Genomic DNA, 13,803 nt, shown 5'->3' with positions numbered 1-13,803 from the left:
GCAAAGGACGACACCATCGTGATCCCCCTGGAACGGATTCCCCTCGGCGACCTCGCGTTGGAGCCGGTGCGGCCGGACCGGCACGCCGAACTGCTGCACGGTTGGGTCACGCTGCCCCGCAACTCGTTCTGGGGGATGGGGTCGCACACCCTCGACGAGGTACGCGAGGTCTACACGTTCCTGGACGGGCTGGACACCCATCACGCCTACCTGATCCTGCTCGACGACGAGCCGATCGGGCTGTTCCAGACCTACCGCCCGGAGGCGGACCCGGTGGGGGAGCGGTACCCGGTTCAGGCCGGCGACGTGGGCATGCACCTGCTGTTGAACCCGTCCCGGCAGTACGCGCGCGGCCTGACCGCCGCCGTCGGCCCGGCGCTGGCCCGCTTCCTGCTGCGGGACCCGGCGGCGCGGCGCATCGTGGTCGAGCCGGACGTGCGCAACGAGGCGGCGCTGCGTCGACTCCGGACGGAGGGCTTCACGTTCGCCGACGAGATCGACATGCCGGAGAAGCGCGCCCAGTTGGCGTTCCTCACCCGCGAGCGCTTCGAGACCACCTGACCCACGCCGACCCGGCGAGCGCGTCGCCTTGATCCACTCCATTCCGGCGAGGTGGTGTCATCCCGGCCGGTCCGACCCCGCCACCTCGCCGAGCTGGTGTCGATCAGCCCTGCTCGTCGCCGTCGGTCGGGCGGGGCGGGCGGTGGTGCCGGGCCCACTCGTCGACCTCGTCCGCGTCCCAGACGTTCATGCCGATCAGCCGGGCGAGCGGCTCGGGGAATCCGGGACGGCGGGTGATCTGGAGAACCCGCTGACGCGACACGCCGAACAGGGCCGCCAGCTCGCCGGGCCCGTACAGCCGTGGTCGTCTCACCGTCCGAACGTAGGCACGACAGATACTGTGCATTCGTCACTTACAGATTGACAACTCCTCGGGATTGGAGTGGAGTGGTTGCGGGCCTCGCGCCGCTGGCGGCGACGTCCGGCGGTACGGGGCACCATCCGCTACCCGACCCATCCCGGGAGGTCACACGTGCAGCGTCACGCCCCGCTCAAGCCCTTCTGGATCTGCACCGCCTGCGCCCACCCCTGGCCGTGCGGCGAGGCCCGGGCCGAGTTGGCCGCCGACTACACAGGGGAGGCGAGGTGGCTGGCCGTCGACATGGCCGGGTTGCTGACCGAGGCGACCGCCGACCTGACCCGGCTGTACCCGAACCCACCCGACCCGGAGGCGCTCCACGGCCGGTTCCTCGGCTGGGTCCGGCGTCTCGCGGCGACGCGACGGCAGCCCTTCCGCGATCTTGGAAGCGGATGGCCCCTGTAGGGGCACTTTGCTTCCAAGATCTCCCCGCGTCCTGGGAAGTGGGAGGGGAATCCCTGAATGTGGGCTAGGGGCTTCGTGCTGCGGCCCACCCTGCGCCGGCCCGGCCCGAGCCCGGTCCCGCGGCGTGCGGGGCCGGGCTCAGGACCGGATCAGCTCAGTTGAGGTGCGCCAGCAGGGCGGTGGCCATGCCCTGCTCACCTCGGGCGTTGGGGTGGAACGGAGCGGCCGAGTTCTGCGGCACCAGGCCCTCGACCCACCGGGTGCCGCTGCTCTTGCACGCGTCCCGCCCGATCGACGGGGTGTAGACGTCGGCGTAGCTCGCGCCGTTCGCCGCCGCGGTGTCGGACAGCATCGTGTTGAGCGCCTTCGCGACGCCGCGCAGGTAGGGCACGTCCTGGTAGGAGATCGGCACCACCGGCCAGCAGCCGTATCCGCTGTCCGGCACGATCGCCGGGTAGCCGAGCACCACGACCCGCGCGTTCGGCGCGGCCTGCCGCACCGACCGCAGCACCGTGGTCACCTTCGGCGCGGCGGCGGCGATCCGGGCCCGGAGCTGGTCGGTGCCACCGGCGGTGTACCGGTCCTTGCACGGTGAGCCGAGCGGACTGCTGACGCTCGCCTCGGCGCAGGTGCTGATGATCCCGGAGAACCCGATGTCGTTGCCGCCGATCTGCACCGTCACCAGCGCGGTGTTCGAGGTGACGGCGTTGAGCTGCGGCGGCTCGTTGATGCCGAGCTGCCCGCTCCCGCCGTACAGGATGTCGTCGGTGGTCGCGCCGGAGCAGCTCACGTCCGCGAACGACGACGAGCCGGCGGACGCGGCGACCAGGGACGGATAGTTGCGGTTGGACCGCAGGCAGTTCAGGTCGATCTGGGTGGGGATGAGCGGGCCGGCGGTGTACGAGTCGCCGAGCGCCACGTACCGCCCGGACGGCACGGCGGCGTGCGCGGGTGCGGTGACGGCGAGCAGCACGCCGGCGGTGGCCGCGGCGAGCGCGGCCAGTCGCGCGGCCGTACGCGCGAACGGCAGGCGGGGACGGTTCATGGCGCCCTCCCGGAGCGGGATCATGGGGGTGGTGGTGCCGAGAGTCTGTCCGCGCCTGCGACATCCGTCAATATAGAAGGTCCTCATTAAATGGGAGCCGGGTATGTGGGCCGTCGGGGCTCGTTCAGCGGGCCAGGCCGACGAGGGCCGCGAGCCGGGCCACGTCGGCCGCCGCCGGGTCGCGCGGGGCGTGGCGGCGGTCGGCGCCACCGGCGGCGGCTATCCCGACCCGGGCGGGCAGCGTTCCGCGTACCCCTGGGTCGGTGGTGGTGTCGACGGGCGCGAGGGTGGGGAAGACATGCTCGCGTCCATCGTGGGGGTCAGGGCTCGCGGACGCCGTAGAGGCGCAGGATGCTGGGGCGCAGCACTGCCGCCATCTGCGCGGTGGTCATGCGGCCGGCAGCGACCTCGCCACCGGCCGCATGACCGAGCGCGATGGTCGCGGAGACCAACCAGGCCGGGCTGAGGGTGCCGTCGAACTCGCCGGTGGCCTGGCCATGCCTGATCAGCCGCTCCAGGCGCTCGTTGACTCCGGCATGCTGGCGGTCGGACTCCGCCTGATCGATCGCGGTCACCGAGGGGTGCAGGAGCAGCGGGTACCGGTCGAAGAGCCGCCAGGTGACGTCCAGCCAGCGCAGCAGCGCCTCGGTGACAGTGCCGCTGTCGACGTCGTCGGCGTCGACGTCGGCGGCGTCGAGGGCGGCGACGGCTTCGGCGGTGATGCGGTCGACGACCGCGGCCACCAGCAGCGGCCGGGACGGGTAGTGGGCGTACACGGTCTGGCGGGTGACGCCGGCCGCGGCGGCGACCTGTTCCACCTTCGCGTCCGGGTGCCGACCGAGCACCTGGACGGCGGCGTCGAGTACGGCGGCGGCGCTGCGTTCGGCGTCCGAACGCCGCCGTCGGCGACGACCACCTGTTAACTCTGACATGTTGTCTAACCTACCGCCCCGGCATTACCGTGGACACGCCGTCAAAGATAAGTCGTTTCAGGGAGATCGCATGACGCCCCGTACCGATCTGACCGGCTATCTGATCCGCTATCCGCAGGAGGCGGGGTTGGGCGACGAGGATCCGGCGACCGTGCTCGACCGCTACCACACGCCGGATTATGAGCTGGTCAACGACGGCGTGTTGCTGGACCGGCAGCGGCTTCTGGATCACATCCGTCCGGCCCGCAGACGGGCAGTTGGTCTCCGTGTCGAGGTGGAGCAGGCACTGGTGGACGGCGACCAGGTCGCCGCCCGATACCGGCTCATCGCGGAGCTGCACAAGGGCGCCGTCATCACCACGGAGATCTACATGTTCGGGGAGTTGGCTGCCGACGGTCGGCTGCGCCGCGCCATCCAAGCCACCCGGACGATTCCCTCCGCATAGTTCCACCCACGCAGCTCGAACAACGCTCCACGCTTCACGGGGATTGATACCGGGCGGCTCCCGGGAGGGCGGCCTTCCCGGTTGTTCGTACCGGACGGGCGCGCGCCGCGCGGGATCTGGACCTGAGGGTTCCGGGTGCACCTGTCGTCGCGGGAGCGACAACAGGTGCACCCAAAAGGGGGCCGGTCGAGGCGCGGCCGGTGAGTCGTTTCTGCTCTCAGCCCGACAGGCGCCGGGCGCCGGAGAGTTGCCGGCGACCGGTCGACGCCCCCGCTGGAAGGGCGACTGTCCTCAATGGCAGGGTCATCACGGCGCTCGGGAGACGGGCGCGACGATATTTCTTCATGAAGCGAACTAAGGACGGGTTGATCGTGGGTGCCGAAGAGGTGGCATCGGCGGAACCGGACCTGTCTGGAAGCGCTCACTGTCGCCGTTTGTCCAGTTCGCGGGCCGGCTGTGGAGCCCGCGAGACCGGATCGTGACTTGACGCAATAGTTCGTTCGCCGTAGGAAGGAAGTGTGACAGACGTGGTGACCCCACCGACGAGCCCGGTGAGCCGAGAGCGGTCGAAGGAGATCAAGCGCAGCAGCGTGATCTCCGCCGCCCGCTCGGCCCGGGTGCTGTCCCGTGCCGAGCTGACCGAGCTGACCGGGCTGAGCCCCGCCACGCTCACCCCGCTGGTGCGGGACCTGATCGCCGAGGGCTACCTGATCGAGCGCGGCCCCGGCGCCTCCCGCGCCGGCCGTCCCCGCGCCATGCTGGAGTTCAACCCCCGGGCCGAGCTGGTCGCCGCCGTCGCGCTGGAGCCGGCCCGGATCAGTTGCGAGATCGCCGACAGCGACGGGGCCGTGATCGGCCACCGCGCGGTGCGGCGTACCGGTGACATCGTCGACCTCATCTGCACCGCCGTGCCGGAACTGGCCGGCGCGGGGCTGCCCGCGCTGCGTGGCGTGGCCATCGCCGCGCCCGGCGTCTCCACCGGCGGCGCGGTCCGGCTGGCCCCGTCGGTCGGGCTGGTCGAGGCGCGCCCGGTGGGGGAGTCGGTGCAGCGGCGGCTGGGCGTGCCGGTGGTGATCGACAACGACGTGAACCTGATGGCCGCCGGTGAGCACGCCGCCGGCGCCGGCAGCGACGTGGCCGACCTTCTTTTGTTGCACGTCGCCGACGGCATCGGCGCCGGCCTGGTGCTCGACGGGCAGGTGCGCCGGGGCGCCGGCGGCGCGGCCGGCGAGGTGGGCTTCCTGCCGCTCGACCCGGCCGACCGGGGGCACGACGGCATCGGGCCGTTCGAGGCCCGGTGGTCGGCCGGCGCGATCGCCGAGCGGGTGGTGGCCCTCGCGCCGGGCCGCCGGCCGTCCGCACCGGTGCGGACGCTCGTCGAGCTGGCCGCGACCGACGAGCGGGCCGCCGCCTACCTGGCCGAGGTGCTCGCCGCCTGGGCCCGCCTCATCGTCTCCTGCGCCTGCGTGGTCGACCCCGGGCGGGTGCTGCTCAGCGGCGCCGCGGCCGACCTCGACGACGACGCCGTGGAGCGGCTCCAGGCGCTGGTGTCCCTCGGCACCCCCAGCCCGACCGAGGTTCGCCGCGCGGTCCTCGGTGACCAGGCGGTGCTGCACGGTGCGATCAGCTACGCGCTCTCCGCCGCCGCGTCCGGTCTGTCCAACCTGCTACCCGCTCCCTGACCGTTCGACCACTCAACACACCCTCGGAGGTACCCCATGAGACGTCGACTCCTGCTCGCCGGTGCGCTCGCCACCGTCCTCGCCGCCGGCACCGCCTGCGGCGGCGGCTCCGGTGACTCCGGTTCCGGCTCCGGCGAGGCCGAGAAGCTGACGATCTACACGGCCCGCGACAAGAAGGTGACCACCTTCGTCGTCGACAAGTTCACCGCCAAGTACCCCGAGTACAAGGGCAAGGTCGAGGTGCTCAACCTCGGCGCCCAGGAGATCCTGGAGCGGGTCCGGGCGGAGAAGGCCAACCCGCAGGCCGACGTCTGGTGGGGCGGCACCCAGCAGGGTCTCGCGGCGGGCGCGTCCGAGGACCTGCTGACCAGTTGGCAGCCGTCGTTCGCCGGCAAGATGGACGAGGCGTACAAGGACCCGCAGGGCCGGTGGTTCGGCGAGATCCTGCTGCCCGAGGTCATCATGTACAACAACAAGGCGCTCACCCCGGAGCAGGCCCCGAAGGACTGGGACGACCTGCTGAAGCCGGAGTGGAAAGACAAGATCATCATCCGGGACGTGGCGGCGTCCGGCACCATGCGATCGATCTACGCCTCGATGATCCAGCAGAAGTCGCCCGACGGTAGCAACCCGCAGCCCGGCTACGACTGGCTGAAGAAGCTCGACGCCAACACCGGCGCGTACGCGGCCAACCCGACCGACCTCTACCTCAAGCTGTCCCGGCAGCAGGGCACGATCAGCGCCTGGAACCTCCAGGACATCCTGCTCCAGGCCAACCAGGCGAACATGCCGTTCGGCTACGTGATGCCGGCCTCCGGCGCTCCGGTCCTGGTCGACGGCCTGGCCCAGGTCAAGGGCGGCAACAGCGAGGGCGCGCAGAAGTTCCTGGAGTTCCTCTTCGACGACTCGCTCCGCGCCGAGCTGGCCAAGGACTACTTCCAGATCCCGGCCATCGACATCGCCGAGAAGCCGGAGTGGCTGGCCCAGCTCGACCTCAAGCCGATGGACGTCGACTGGGACGTGGTCGGCAAGCACGAGACCGAGTGGATCAACCACTGGAACAGCGAGATCAAGAACAAGGGCTGACCGGACGGGTACGCCGGGCGCGCCACGCGCCCGGCGTACCGCCGTCGCCTCCCGAACCGCCCCCACCCGTCACCGGTCGGACCCGGTTACCGGACGCAAGGAGAGACATCATGATCGATGTCACGCTGGAGTCGGTGAGCAAGCGCTTCCCACGCGCCGGCGACACCGCGGCGGTCGACGACGTCGACCTGCGCATCGGCGCGGGGGAGTTCTTCACCCTGCTCGGCCCGAGCGGCTGCGGCAAGACCACCACCCTGCGCATGGTGGCCGGCTTCTACTTCCCCAGCTCGGGCCGGATCCGCTTCGGCGCCGAGGACGTCACCAACCGGCCGCCGAACAAGCGCGACACCGGCATGGTGTTCCAGAACTACGCGCTCTTCCCGCACATGAGCGTCGCCCAGAACGTGGCGTACGGCCTGAAGATCCGCAAGGTCGGCCGGGCCGACGCCAAGCGGCGGGTCGACGAGGTGCTCGGCGAGGTCCACCTGGGCGGGTACGGCGACCGGCGGATCGACCAGCTCTCCGGCGGCCAGCAGCAGCGGGTCGCGCTGGCCCGGGCGCTGGTGATCCGGCCCCGCACGCTGCTGCTCGACGAACCGTTGTCCAACCTCGACGCGAAGCTGCGCGAGGAGACCCGGGTCGAGATCCGCCGGATCCAGAAGGACTCCGGCACCACCGCGCTCTACGTCACGCACGACCAGTCCGAGGCGATGGCCATGTCCGACCGGATCGCGGTGATGGAGTCCGGCCGGGTCCGGCAGGTCGGCACGCCGCAGGAGATCTACCACCGGCCGGCCACCTCGTTCGTGGCCCGGTTCATCGGCCGCAGCAACGTGCTCAGCCTGCCGGTGGTGACCGCCGGACCGGACACGGTGACCGTGGCGCTGCCCGGCGGCTGGCAGGTGCCGGTCGCCGCGCCCGCCGAGCACGGGCTCCGCGAGGGCGGCACCGCCCTGGTGTCGGTACGCCCCGAGCACATCACGCTCGGCCCGCCCACCGACGACGGCACGCTCAGCGGCCGGGTGACCGAGCTGGAGTTCACCGGCATGGCCACCAACCTGCTCGTCGACGTGGGTGGCGAGGCGGTCCAGGTGGCCGCGATCGACGTGCCGGGCGGGCTGGCCGTGGGCGACCAGGTCGGGCTGCGGCTGCCGCCGGAGCGGATGTGGGTGGTGGGCGCATGAGCACCATCCCCGCGACCCCGAGCGCGGCCACCGTCCCGCCGGTCACCGAGGACCCCACGCCGCCGGGCGGTCGGCGCTTCCGCCGCCCGACGATCGGCGCCAACTCGCGCTGGTTCCCGTACGTCCTGGTGTTCCCGCTGGTGCTGATCCTCTTCGGCTACGTGGTGCAGCCGATGCTCGCCACGTTCGGCGAGAGCGTCGGCGTGGACGGGCCGGACAACTGGTCCCGCTTCCTCACCGGCGACGGCGTGGCCCGCTCCGCGCTGCTCACCTCGCTGCTGATCTCCGCCGCCAGCGTGCTGCTCTGCGGGATCGTCGGCGTCGCCATGGCGTTCCTGCTCAAGCGGTTCTCCTTCCCCGGCCGCCGGCTGATCGAGGCGATCATCCTGGTGCCGGCGGCGCTGCCGCCGCTGATCGGGGCGATCTCGTTCCAGCTCCTCTACAGCGAGACCGGCATCCTGCCGCGCGCGCTGCAACAGCTTTTCGGCACGGAGAACCCGGTGCTGCCGTTCAGCGGCATCGCCGGCGTGCTCGTGGTGCACACGTTCACCATGTACCCGTTCTTCTACCTGGCCGCGTCCGCCGCACTGACCGGCATGGACCCGTCGGTGGAGGAGGCCGCCTACAACCTGGGCGCCAGCCGGGTGCGGGTGTGGCGGACCGTGCTGCTGCCGATGCTCACCCCGGCGCTGGTCTCCGCCTCGCTGCTGGTCTTCATGACGTCGCTGGCGTCGTACACCGCTCCGCTGCTGTTCGGGGTGGACCGGACCATGACCATGCAGATCTACATCAACCGCACCAACGGCGACCTGCCGATGGCCTCGACCTACGCGTCGGTGCTGGCCGTGGTGTCGGTGCTGTTCCTGCTCGGCATGCGCTGGTACGAGGGGCGGCGCAGCTACCGCTCCCAGTCCAAGGGTGTCGCCAGCCACCGCCGTGAGCTGACCAACCCGTTTGCCCGCTGGCTGGCGCTGGCCGCCTCGCTGCTCGCCGTCGTCGTGCTGCTCGCCCCGGTGGCGACCATCGCGCTCGTGGCGTTCTCGCAGGACGGCTCGTGGACCACCGAGGTCATTCCGTCCGGCTACACCACGCAGAACTTCACCACCATCTTCTCCGACCCGGGGGCCTACCGGCCGATCGTCAACTCGCTCCAGATGAGCCTGCTCGCCACCGTCGGCTGCGTCGTGGTCGGCGTGCTCATCGCGTACGCGGTGCGCCGGCTGGACTTCCGCGGGCGCGGCCTGCTCGACGTGGCGGTCATGCTGGCGTGGGCGCTGCCCGGCACGGTGGTCGCGATCAACCTGATCTCGGCGTTCAGCACCGGCAACGCGTTCAGCTTCGGCCAGGTGCTGATCGGCACCTTCTGGATCATGCCGCTGGCCTACTTCGTGCGGTTCCTGCCGCTGGTGTTCCGGTCCAGCTCGGCCACGCTGGCGCAGCTCGACCCGTCGCTGGAGGAGGCCGCCCGCAACCTCGGCGCGTCCTGGGGACGGGCGTTCGGCACGGTCACGCTGCGGCTGATGCTGCCGGGCGTGCTGGCCGGCGCGCTGCTCGCGTTCGTCAACGGCGTCGGCGAGTTCGTCGCCTCGGTGCTGATCTACACCTCGGAGACCGCGCCGATCTCGGTGGAGATCAACAACCGGATGTACTCGTTCGAGGTCGGCACCGCCGCCGCGTACGGCATGCTCCAGGTGGTGTTGATCTTCGTGGTGATGGTGGTCTCCGGCCGGCTCCAGAGCGGCGGCCGGGCGGCCCGGGAGGCAGTGAAATGGACGGCGTGACGACCCTCTGGCCGGCCGGCGGTGGGCTGCTGCCCGCCGCCGGGATCCCCGGCGGCGAGCTGGCCGCGGTCGTCGCGGCGGCCGACTTCGCGGTGCTGCCCGTCGGCGCGGTCGAGTGGCACGGGCCGCACCTGCCGCTCGGCGCCGACCTCATCCTCGCCGAGGGCTTCGCCGCCGAGAGCGCCGCGCCCGGTCCCGGCCCGCGCGGCGTGCTGTTCCCGCCGGTGGCGTACGCGGCCTGCCCCGGGCAGACCCGACCCTGGCCGGGCACGGTGGCGATCCGGCCGGAGATCGCGGTCGGCTACCTCGCCGACGTGATCGAGGGCATCGTGGCCGCCGGCTTCCCCCGCCTGCTGGTGGTCAACGGACACGACGCCAACATGTCCACCGTCCGGGCCGCGATGGAGTGGGTCTCCGGGCGGCGCACCGCGAGCCTGCTGCTCGTCAACTGGTTCCAGTTGGTCACCCCGGCGGAGACCGGCGAGCTGTACGGCGACGTGATCGCCCGCGGACACGGCGGCGCGTACGAGACGTCCGGCGTGCTCGGCTTCGCGCCGGAGACGGTACGCCTGGACGCCGCCACCGACCTGCCGCCACGACCGAAGCTGCCGGTGACCCACCCGTACGTGCTCGTCGAGTCCCGCCCCGACCCGTGGCAGGGCTGGTCCGGGCACGTCTCGCGGGCCACCGAGGAGGCCGGCCGCACGGTGCGCAGCACGGCCGGCGAGCGGCTGCGCGAGATCGTCGCCGCCTGGGTGGCCGCCCCGATGCCCGCCCCGCCCACCGCCGACCCGCTCCCTGAGGAGGACGTGTGACCGTCGACCGGGGACTCGACGTCGTCGACTTCCACCTGCACTTCCGCATCGGCGCCGACGAGACGATCCACGCCTGCGAGGAGGCCGCCGGGATGCACCCGGGCGGCGAGCACGAACGCGCGGCGCGGGCCGACGGGTCCGCGCCGTACGCCCGGCAGTGGCGTCGGGCCTGGAGCTTCCCCGACCCGGAGCCGCCCGCCGAGCGCTGGGAGGACGAGGCGGACCGGTGGGCCGAGGAGCTGCGCGCGGTGCGGGTGCGCCGGGCGGTCTTCGTCACCGGCGGCGGTAACGACGCGCTCGCCGACGTCGTCGACCGGCACCCGGACCTGCTGCTCGGCTTCGCGCACCACGACCCGTACGGCCCGGACGCCGCCGCCGAGCTGGAACGCGCGGTGACCGAGCGCGGGCTGCGCGGGTTGAAGCTGTTCGCGCCGCTGCTGCGCGGCCCGCTCGACCACACCGACCTGGACCCGCTCTGGGCCACCGCCCAGCGGCTCGGCGTGCCGGTGCTGATCCACATCGGTCACTACGGCAGCGCCGGTGGCCTGCCCGTGGGCCGGTACGGCGGGCCGGACGAGCTGGTCCGGATGGCCCGCCGCTTCCCCGAGCTGGCCGTGGTGGTGCCGCACTTCGGCGTCCAGCACGTGCAGGAGCTGTCCTTCGCCGCCTGGGGCTGCCCGAACATCCACATCGACACGTCCGGCTCGAACCAGTGGGTGCGCTGGATGCCGTACAAGCTCACGCTCGAGGACCTGTTCCGCCGCTGCTACGAGACGATCGGGCCGCGGCGCATCGTCTACGGCAGCGACTCGTCCTGGTTCCCGCGCGGCTACGTCACCCGCTACCTCGACGACCAGCTCCGCGTCTGCCACGAGCTGGGCCTGCCCGAGGACCACCTGCGCGCGATCTTCGCCGGGAACGCCGAGCGGCTGCTCGGCCCGACCGTCGATTGGAAGGAAACCCGATGAGCACGCTGACCACCTACCAGCGCTACCACCTGGCGCCGACGTACGACCACCACGTCGGGCACCTCTACCCGGCGATGGTGCGCGCCAGCCAGGCGCACGTGGTGATGCTGACCGAGCAGCGGCTGATCCCGGCCGAGCGCGGCGCCCGCCTGCTGCGCGGGCTGGCCGAGCTGCGCGCCGACACCAGCGCGCCCCCGGCGTACGACGGCAGCTTCGAGGACACCTACTACCTGCTGGAGAAGCGGCTCGCGGCGGCGTGCGGCATCCCCACCTCCGAGCTGGACGTGCAGCTCGCCCGCAGCCGCAACGACCTGGACGCCGGCGTGTTCCGGATGCTGCTGCGCGACCAGCTCGTCGAGGTGCTCCAGCGGGTGCTGGACACCGGCTGCGCCGCGCTGGACCAGGCCGACCGGTACGCCGACGTGGTCATCACCGGCTACACCCACCGCCGGCCGGCCCAGCCCACCACCATCGGGCACGCGCTCGCCGGCTACGCCGAGGCGCTCGCCGGCCAGGCCGCCAGCTACGCCGACGTGATCGACCAGCTCAACGTCTCGCCGCTGGGCTCGTGCGCGTTCGCCGGCACCGACCTGGACATCGACCCCGCCCGGGTGGCCGAGCTGCTCGGCTTCGCCGGCCTGGTCACCAACTCGTACGAGGCGGTGGCCGGCGCCGACCACCTGGTCCGGGTCGGCACGGTCAACGCGCGGGCGCTCGCCACCGGCGCGCGGCTGGCCCGCACGCTGATGGACTGGCTGAGCTGGCAGTGGGTCACCACCCCGGGCGACTTCACCCAGGGCAGCAGCATCATGCCGCAGAAGCGCAACCCGGTGGTGCTGGAGCACCTGGTCTCCTACGCCGGGCAGGCCGCGGCGGACGCCGCCTCGGTGCTCAACAACGTGGGCGCCGCCTGGTGGGAGGACTCCAACAACGCCACCACCGACGTGCAGGTGCGGCTCTGGGAGAGCAACGACCGGGCGCGGCGGTTCTTCGCGCTCGTCGGTGGCTTCCTCGCCGAGATCGCGCCGCTGAACCCGCCCAGCCGGGAGGAGATCGTCGCCTCCGGCGCCACCACCACGGCCGCCGCGGACGCGCTGACCCGCCACGGCGTACCGTTCCGGGCCGCGCACTCGCTCGTCGGGCGGCTGGTCCGGGCCGGCGGGCCGGACACCTGGACCGCCGAGGGCGTACGCGCCGCCGCCGCCGACACCGCCGGTGAGCTGGACGACGCGGCGGTGGCCGACCTGATCGCCGCCGCCGTCCGGCCGGAGCTGGTGCTCCGGCGGGCGCAGGCCGACGGGCCGGGCGCCGCCGCGGTCCGCGCCCAGGTGGGCGTGCTGCGGGCCGCGCTGGACCCGGTCGCGGACCGGCTGGCCGGCGTGCGCGACCTGCTGCGCCGGGCGGACGAGGAGCTGGACGCCGTCGCCGCCGAGATTTCGGTCCCGTGAGCGTGCGGGTGTCCGGTCCGCCGGCCGCCGGCACGCGCGGCGCGGGGCTGCTCCTCGGCATCGACTTCGGCGGCACGAAGATGGCGGTCGGGGTGGCCGACGCCGACGGCCGGCTGCTGACCCACCGCCGGGTGCCGACGCACGCCGAGCAGGGCGCGCCGCAGGCGCTGGCCCGGGCGCTGTCGCTCGCCGGTGACCTGGTCGGCGAGGTCGGCGGCCCGCTCGCCGCCGCCGGGGTGGCCTCGCCCGGCGTGGTCCGCCCGGACGGCATCGACCTGGCGCCGAACGTGCCCGGCTGGGAGCGGCTGCGCCTGGCCGACGCGGTCCGCGAGGCGCTGGACGTGCCCCGGGTCGCGGTGGACAACGACCTGAACGCCGCCGCTCTGGCCGAGCTGCGGCTGGGCGACCTGCGCGGCGTCGACCCCGGCCTGGTGGTCGGGATCGGCACCGGCATCGCGGCGGCCGTCACGGTGGGCGGCGCGGTGCTGCCCGGCCACCGGGGCGCGGCCGGCGAGATCGGGTACGCGGTGGCCGGCGCACCCTGGCCGGGGACGATGCTGGAGCTGGACTTCTCCGGCCGGGCGTTGGACCGCCTCGCCGCCGACCTCGGCGTGCCGGACGGCGCGGCCGGGCTCACCGCCGCCGCCGAGCGGCCGGGCGCGGCCCGCGACGCGCTCGCCGCCCGGGTCGACGAGGCGGCCCGCGCGCTGGTGACCTGCTGTCTGCTGCTCGATCCGCAGCGGATCGTGCTGGTCGGCGGCGTGACGCGCAGCGGGTTGATCCGGCGGATGCTCGTCGACCGGCTGACCGAGGCCCTGCCGCACCCGCCCGACGTGGTGCGGTCCCGCTTCGCCGACGACGCCGCGTTGTACGGCGCGCTCGCCCTCGCGCGGGACACGGTGCCGGTGCCGCGCTGACCGTCCCGGTGTCAAGTGCGTCACATTTCTGACACACGGAACGACCGGTGTCAGGCCCGGGATCCGTTGCGGGACAACGGATCCCACCAGGTGGCACCCGGGTGTGGGGCTGGCGCGGAGGCCGGTCGGGCACGCACCGGAACGACGCCGGCACCACCGGTGAAGAGTGATCGAAC

Annotated in this window: 14 protein-coding genes; 11 read left to right on the top strand and 3 right to left on the bottom strand. The window is 72.7% G+C overall.

All coding sequences use genetic code 11. The features are described 5' to 3' along the window. The first annotated feature begins 18 nt into the window (after positions 1-18). A complete protein-coding gene (locus O7619_RS20760; RefSeq protein ID WP_282288888.1) occupies positions 19-561 on the top strand; it encodes a GNAT family N-acetyltransferase in 543 nt (180 codons plus the stop codon). A gap of 103 nt (positions 562-664) precedes the next feature. Here the strand turns inward: O7619_RS20760 and O7619_RS20755 are convergent, their stop codons facing one another. Continuing rightward, positions 665-874, bottom strand: a complete 210-nt coding sequence (locus O7619_RS20755; protein WP_089155922.1) for a hypothetical protein — start codon at positions 872-874, stop codon at positions 665-667. Between the two features lie 159 nt (positions 875-1,033). Here O7619_RS20755 and O7619_RS20750 point away from each other — a divergent pair, with 159 nt between their 5' ends. Then, positions 1,034-1,324, top strand: coding sequence for a flavin reductase (locus tag O7619_RS20750; RefSeq protein WP_282282860.1), 291 nt, complete (start codon positions 1,034-1,036; stop codon positions 1,322-1,324). Positions 1,325-1,478: 154 nt separating this feature from the next. Here O7619_RS20750 and O7619_RS20745 read toward each other — a convergent pair whose 3' ends face one another. Next, positions 1,479-2,369 (bottom strand): SGNH/GDSL hydrolase family protein, encoded by an 891-nt coding sequence (locus O7619_RS20745; RefSeq protein WP_282282858.1) that lies wholly within the window; start codon positions 2,367-2,369, stop codon positions 1,479-1,481. A gap of 320 nt (positions 2,370-2,689) precedes the next feature. After that, positions 2,690-3,301: a TetR/AcrR family transcriptional regulator gene (locus O7619_RS20740; protein ID WP_282282857.1), complete on the bottom strand. Its 612-nt coding sequence runs from the start codon at positions 3,299-3,301 to the stop codon at positions 2,690-2,692. A gap of 70 nt (positions 3,302-3,371) precedes the next feature. Between O7619_RS20740 and O7619_RS20735 the strand changes: the two genes are divergently transcribed. From O7619_RS20735 to O7619_RS20695, 9 genes are all read left to right on the top strand, one after another. Next, positions 3,372-3,746 (top strand): nuclear transport factor 2 family protein, encoded by a 375-nt coding sequence (locus O7619_RS20735; RefSeq protein WP_282282856.1) that lies wholly within the window; start codon positions 3,372-3,374, stop codon positions 3,744-3,746. Positions 3,747-4,264: 518 nt separating this feature from the next. Beyond that, on the top strand, positions 4,265-5,428 hold the full coding sequence (locus O7619_RS20730; protein ID WP_282282855.1) for an ROK family protein: 1,164 nt from the start codon (positions 4,265-4,267) through the stop codon (positions 5,426-5,428). A gap of 36 nt (positions 5,429-5,464) precedes the next feature. Beyond that, positions 5,465-6,514, top strand: coding sequence for an extracellular solute-binding protein (locus O7619_RS20725; protein WP_282282854.1), 1,050 nt, complete (start codon positions 5,465-5,467; stop codon positions 6,512-6,514). Between the two features lie 110 nt (positions 6,515-6,624). Continuing rightward, positions 6,625-7,698, top strand: coding sequence for an ABC transporter ATP-binding protein (locus tag O7619_RS20720; RefSeq protein ID WP_282282853.1), 1,074 nt, complete (start codon positions 6,625-6,627; stop codon positions 7,696-7,698). Next, positions 7,695-9,479 (top strand): iron ABC transporter permease, encoded by a 1,785-nt coding sequence (locus O7619_RS20715; protein WP_282282850.1) that lies wholly within the window; start codon positions 7,695-7,697, stop codon positions 9,477-9,479. Before O7619_RS20720 ends, O7619_RS20715 begins: the two co-directional genes overlap by 4 nt. After that, complete coding sequence (locus O7619_RS20710) at positions 9,467-10,294, top strand: creatininase family protein (RefSeq protein WP_282282848.1); 828 nt, start codon at positions 9,467-9,469, stop codon at positions 10,292-10,294. Before O7619_RS20715 ends, O7619_RS20710 begins: the two co-directional genes overlap by 13 nt. Continuing rightward, positions 10,291-11,262, top strand: coding sequence for an amidohydrolase family protein (locus O7619_RS20705; protein WP_282282847.1), 972 nt, complete (start codon positions 10,291-10,293; stop codon positions 11,260-11,262). The genes O7619_RS20710 and O7619_RS20705 overlap by 4 nt, the downstream gene beginning before the upstream one ends. Beyond that, complete coding sequence (locus O7619_RS20700) at positions 11,259-12,710, top strand: lyase family protein (protein ID WP_282282846.1); 1,452 nt, start codon at positions 11,259-11,261, stop codon at positions 12,708-12,710. Before O7619_RS20705 ends, O7619_RS20700 begins: the two co-directional genes overlap by 4 nt. Beyond that, positions 12,707-13,627 (top strand): ROK family protein, encoded by a 921-nt coding sequence (locus O7619_RS20695; protein WP_282282845.1) that lies wholly within the window; start codon positions 12,707-12,709, stop codon positions 13,625-13,627. Before O7619_RS20700 ends, O7619_RS20695 begins: the two co-directional genes overlap by 4 nt. Positions 13,628-13,803: the final 176 nt, after the last annotated feature.

The organism is Micromonospora sp. WMMD998 (assembly GCF_029581235.1).
Classification (GTDB): domain Bacteria; phylum Actinomycetota; class Actinomycetes; order Mycobacteriales; family Micromonosporaceae; genus Micromonospora.
This window is presented reverse-complemented; position numbering and strand designations above follow the sequence as displayed.

What these genes read in the sequence shown, in the direction of transcription:
- O7619_RS20715 (WP_282282850.1), top strand. Translation starts at nt 7,695, where the DNA reads ATGAGCACCATCCCCGCGACCCCGAGCGCGGCCACCGTCCCGCCGGTC.
- O7619_RS20735 (WP_282282856.1), top strand. Translation starts at nt 3,372, where the DNA reads ATGACGCCCCGTACCGATCTGACCGGCTATCTGATCCGCTATCCGCAG.
- O7619_RS20745 (WP_282282858.1), bottom strand. Translation starts at nt 2,369, where the DNA reads ATGAACCGTCCCCGCCTGCCGTTCGCGCGTACGGCCGCGCGACTGGCC.
- O7619_RS20725 (WP_282282854.1), top strand. Translation starts at nt 5,465, where the DNA reads ATGAGACGTCGACTCCTGCTCGCCGGTGCGCTCGCCACCGTCCTCGCC.
- O7619_RS20720 (WP_282282853.1), top strand. Translation starts at nt 6,625, where the DNA reads ATGATCGATGTCACGCTGGAGTCGGTGAGCAAGCGCTTCCCACGCGCC.
- O7619_RS20700 (WP_282282846.1), top strand. Translation starts at nt 11,259, where the DNA reads ATGAGCACGCTGACCACCTACCAGCGCTACCACCTGGCGCCGACGTAC.
- O7619_RS20740 (WP_282282857.1), bottom strand. Translation starts at nt 3,301, where the DNA reads ATGTCAGAGTTAACAGGTGGTCGTCGCCGACGGCGGCGTTCGGACGCC.
- O7619_RS20710 (WP_282282848.1), top strand. Translation starts at nt 9,467, where the DNA reads ATGGACGGCGTGACGACCCTCTGGCCGGCCGGCGGTGGGCTGCTGCCC.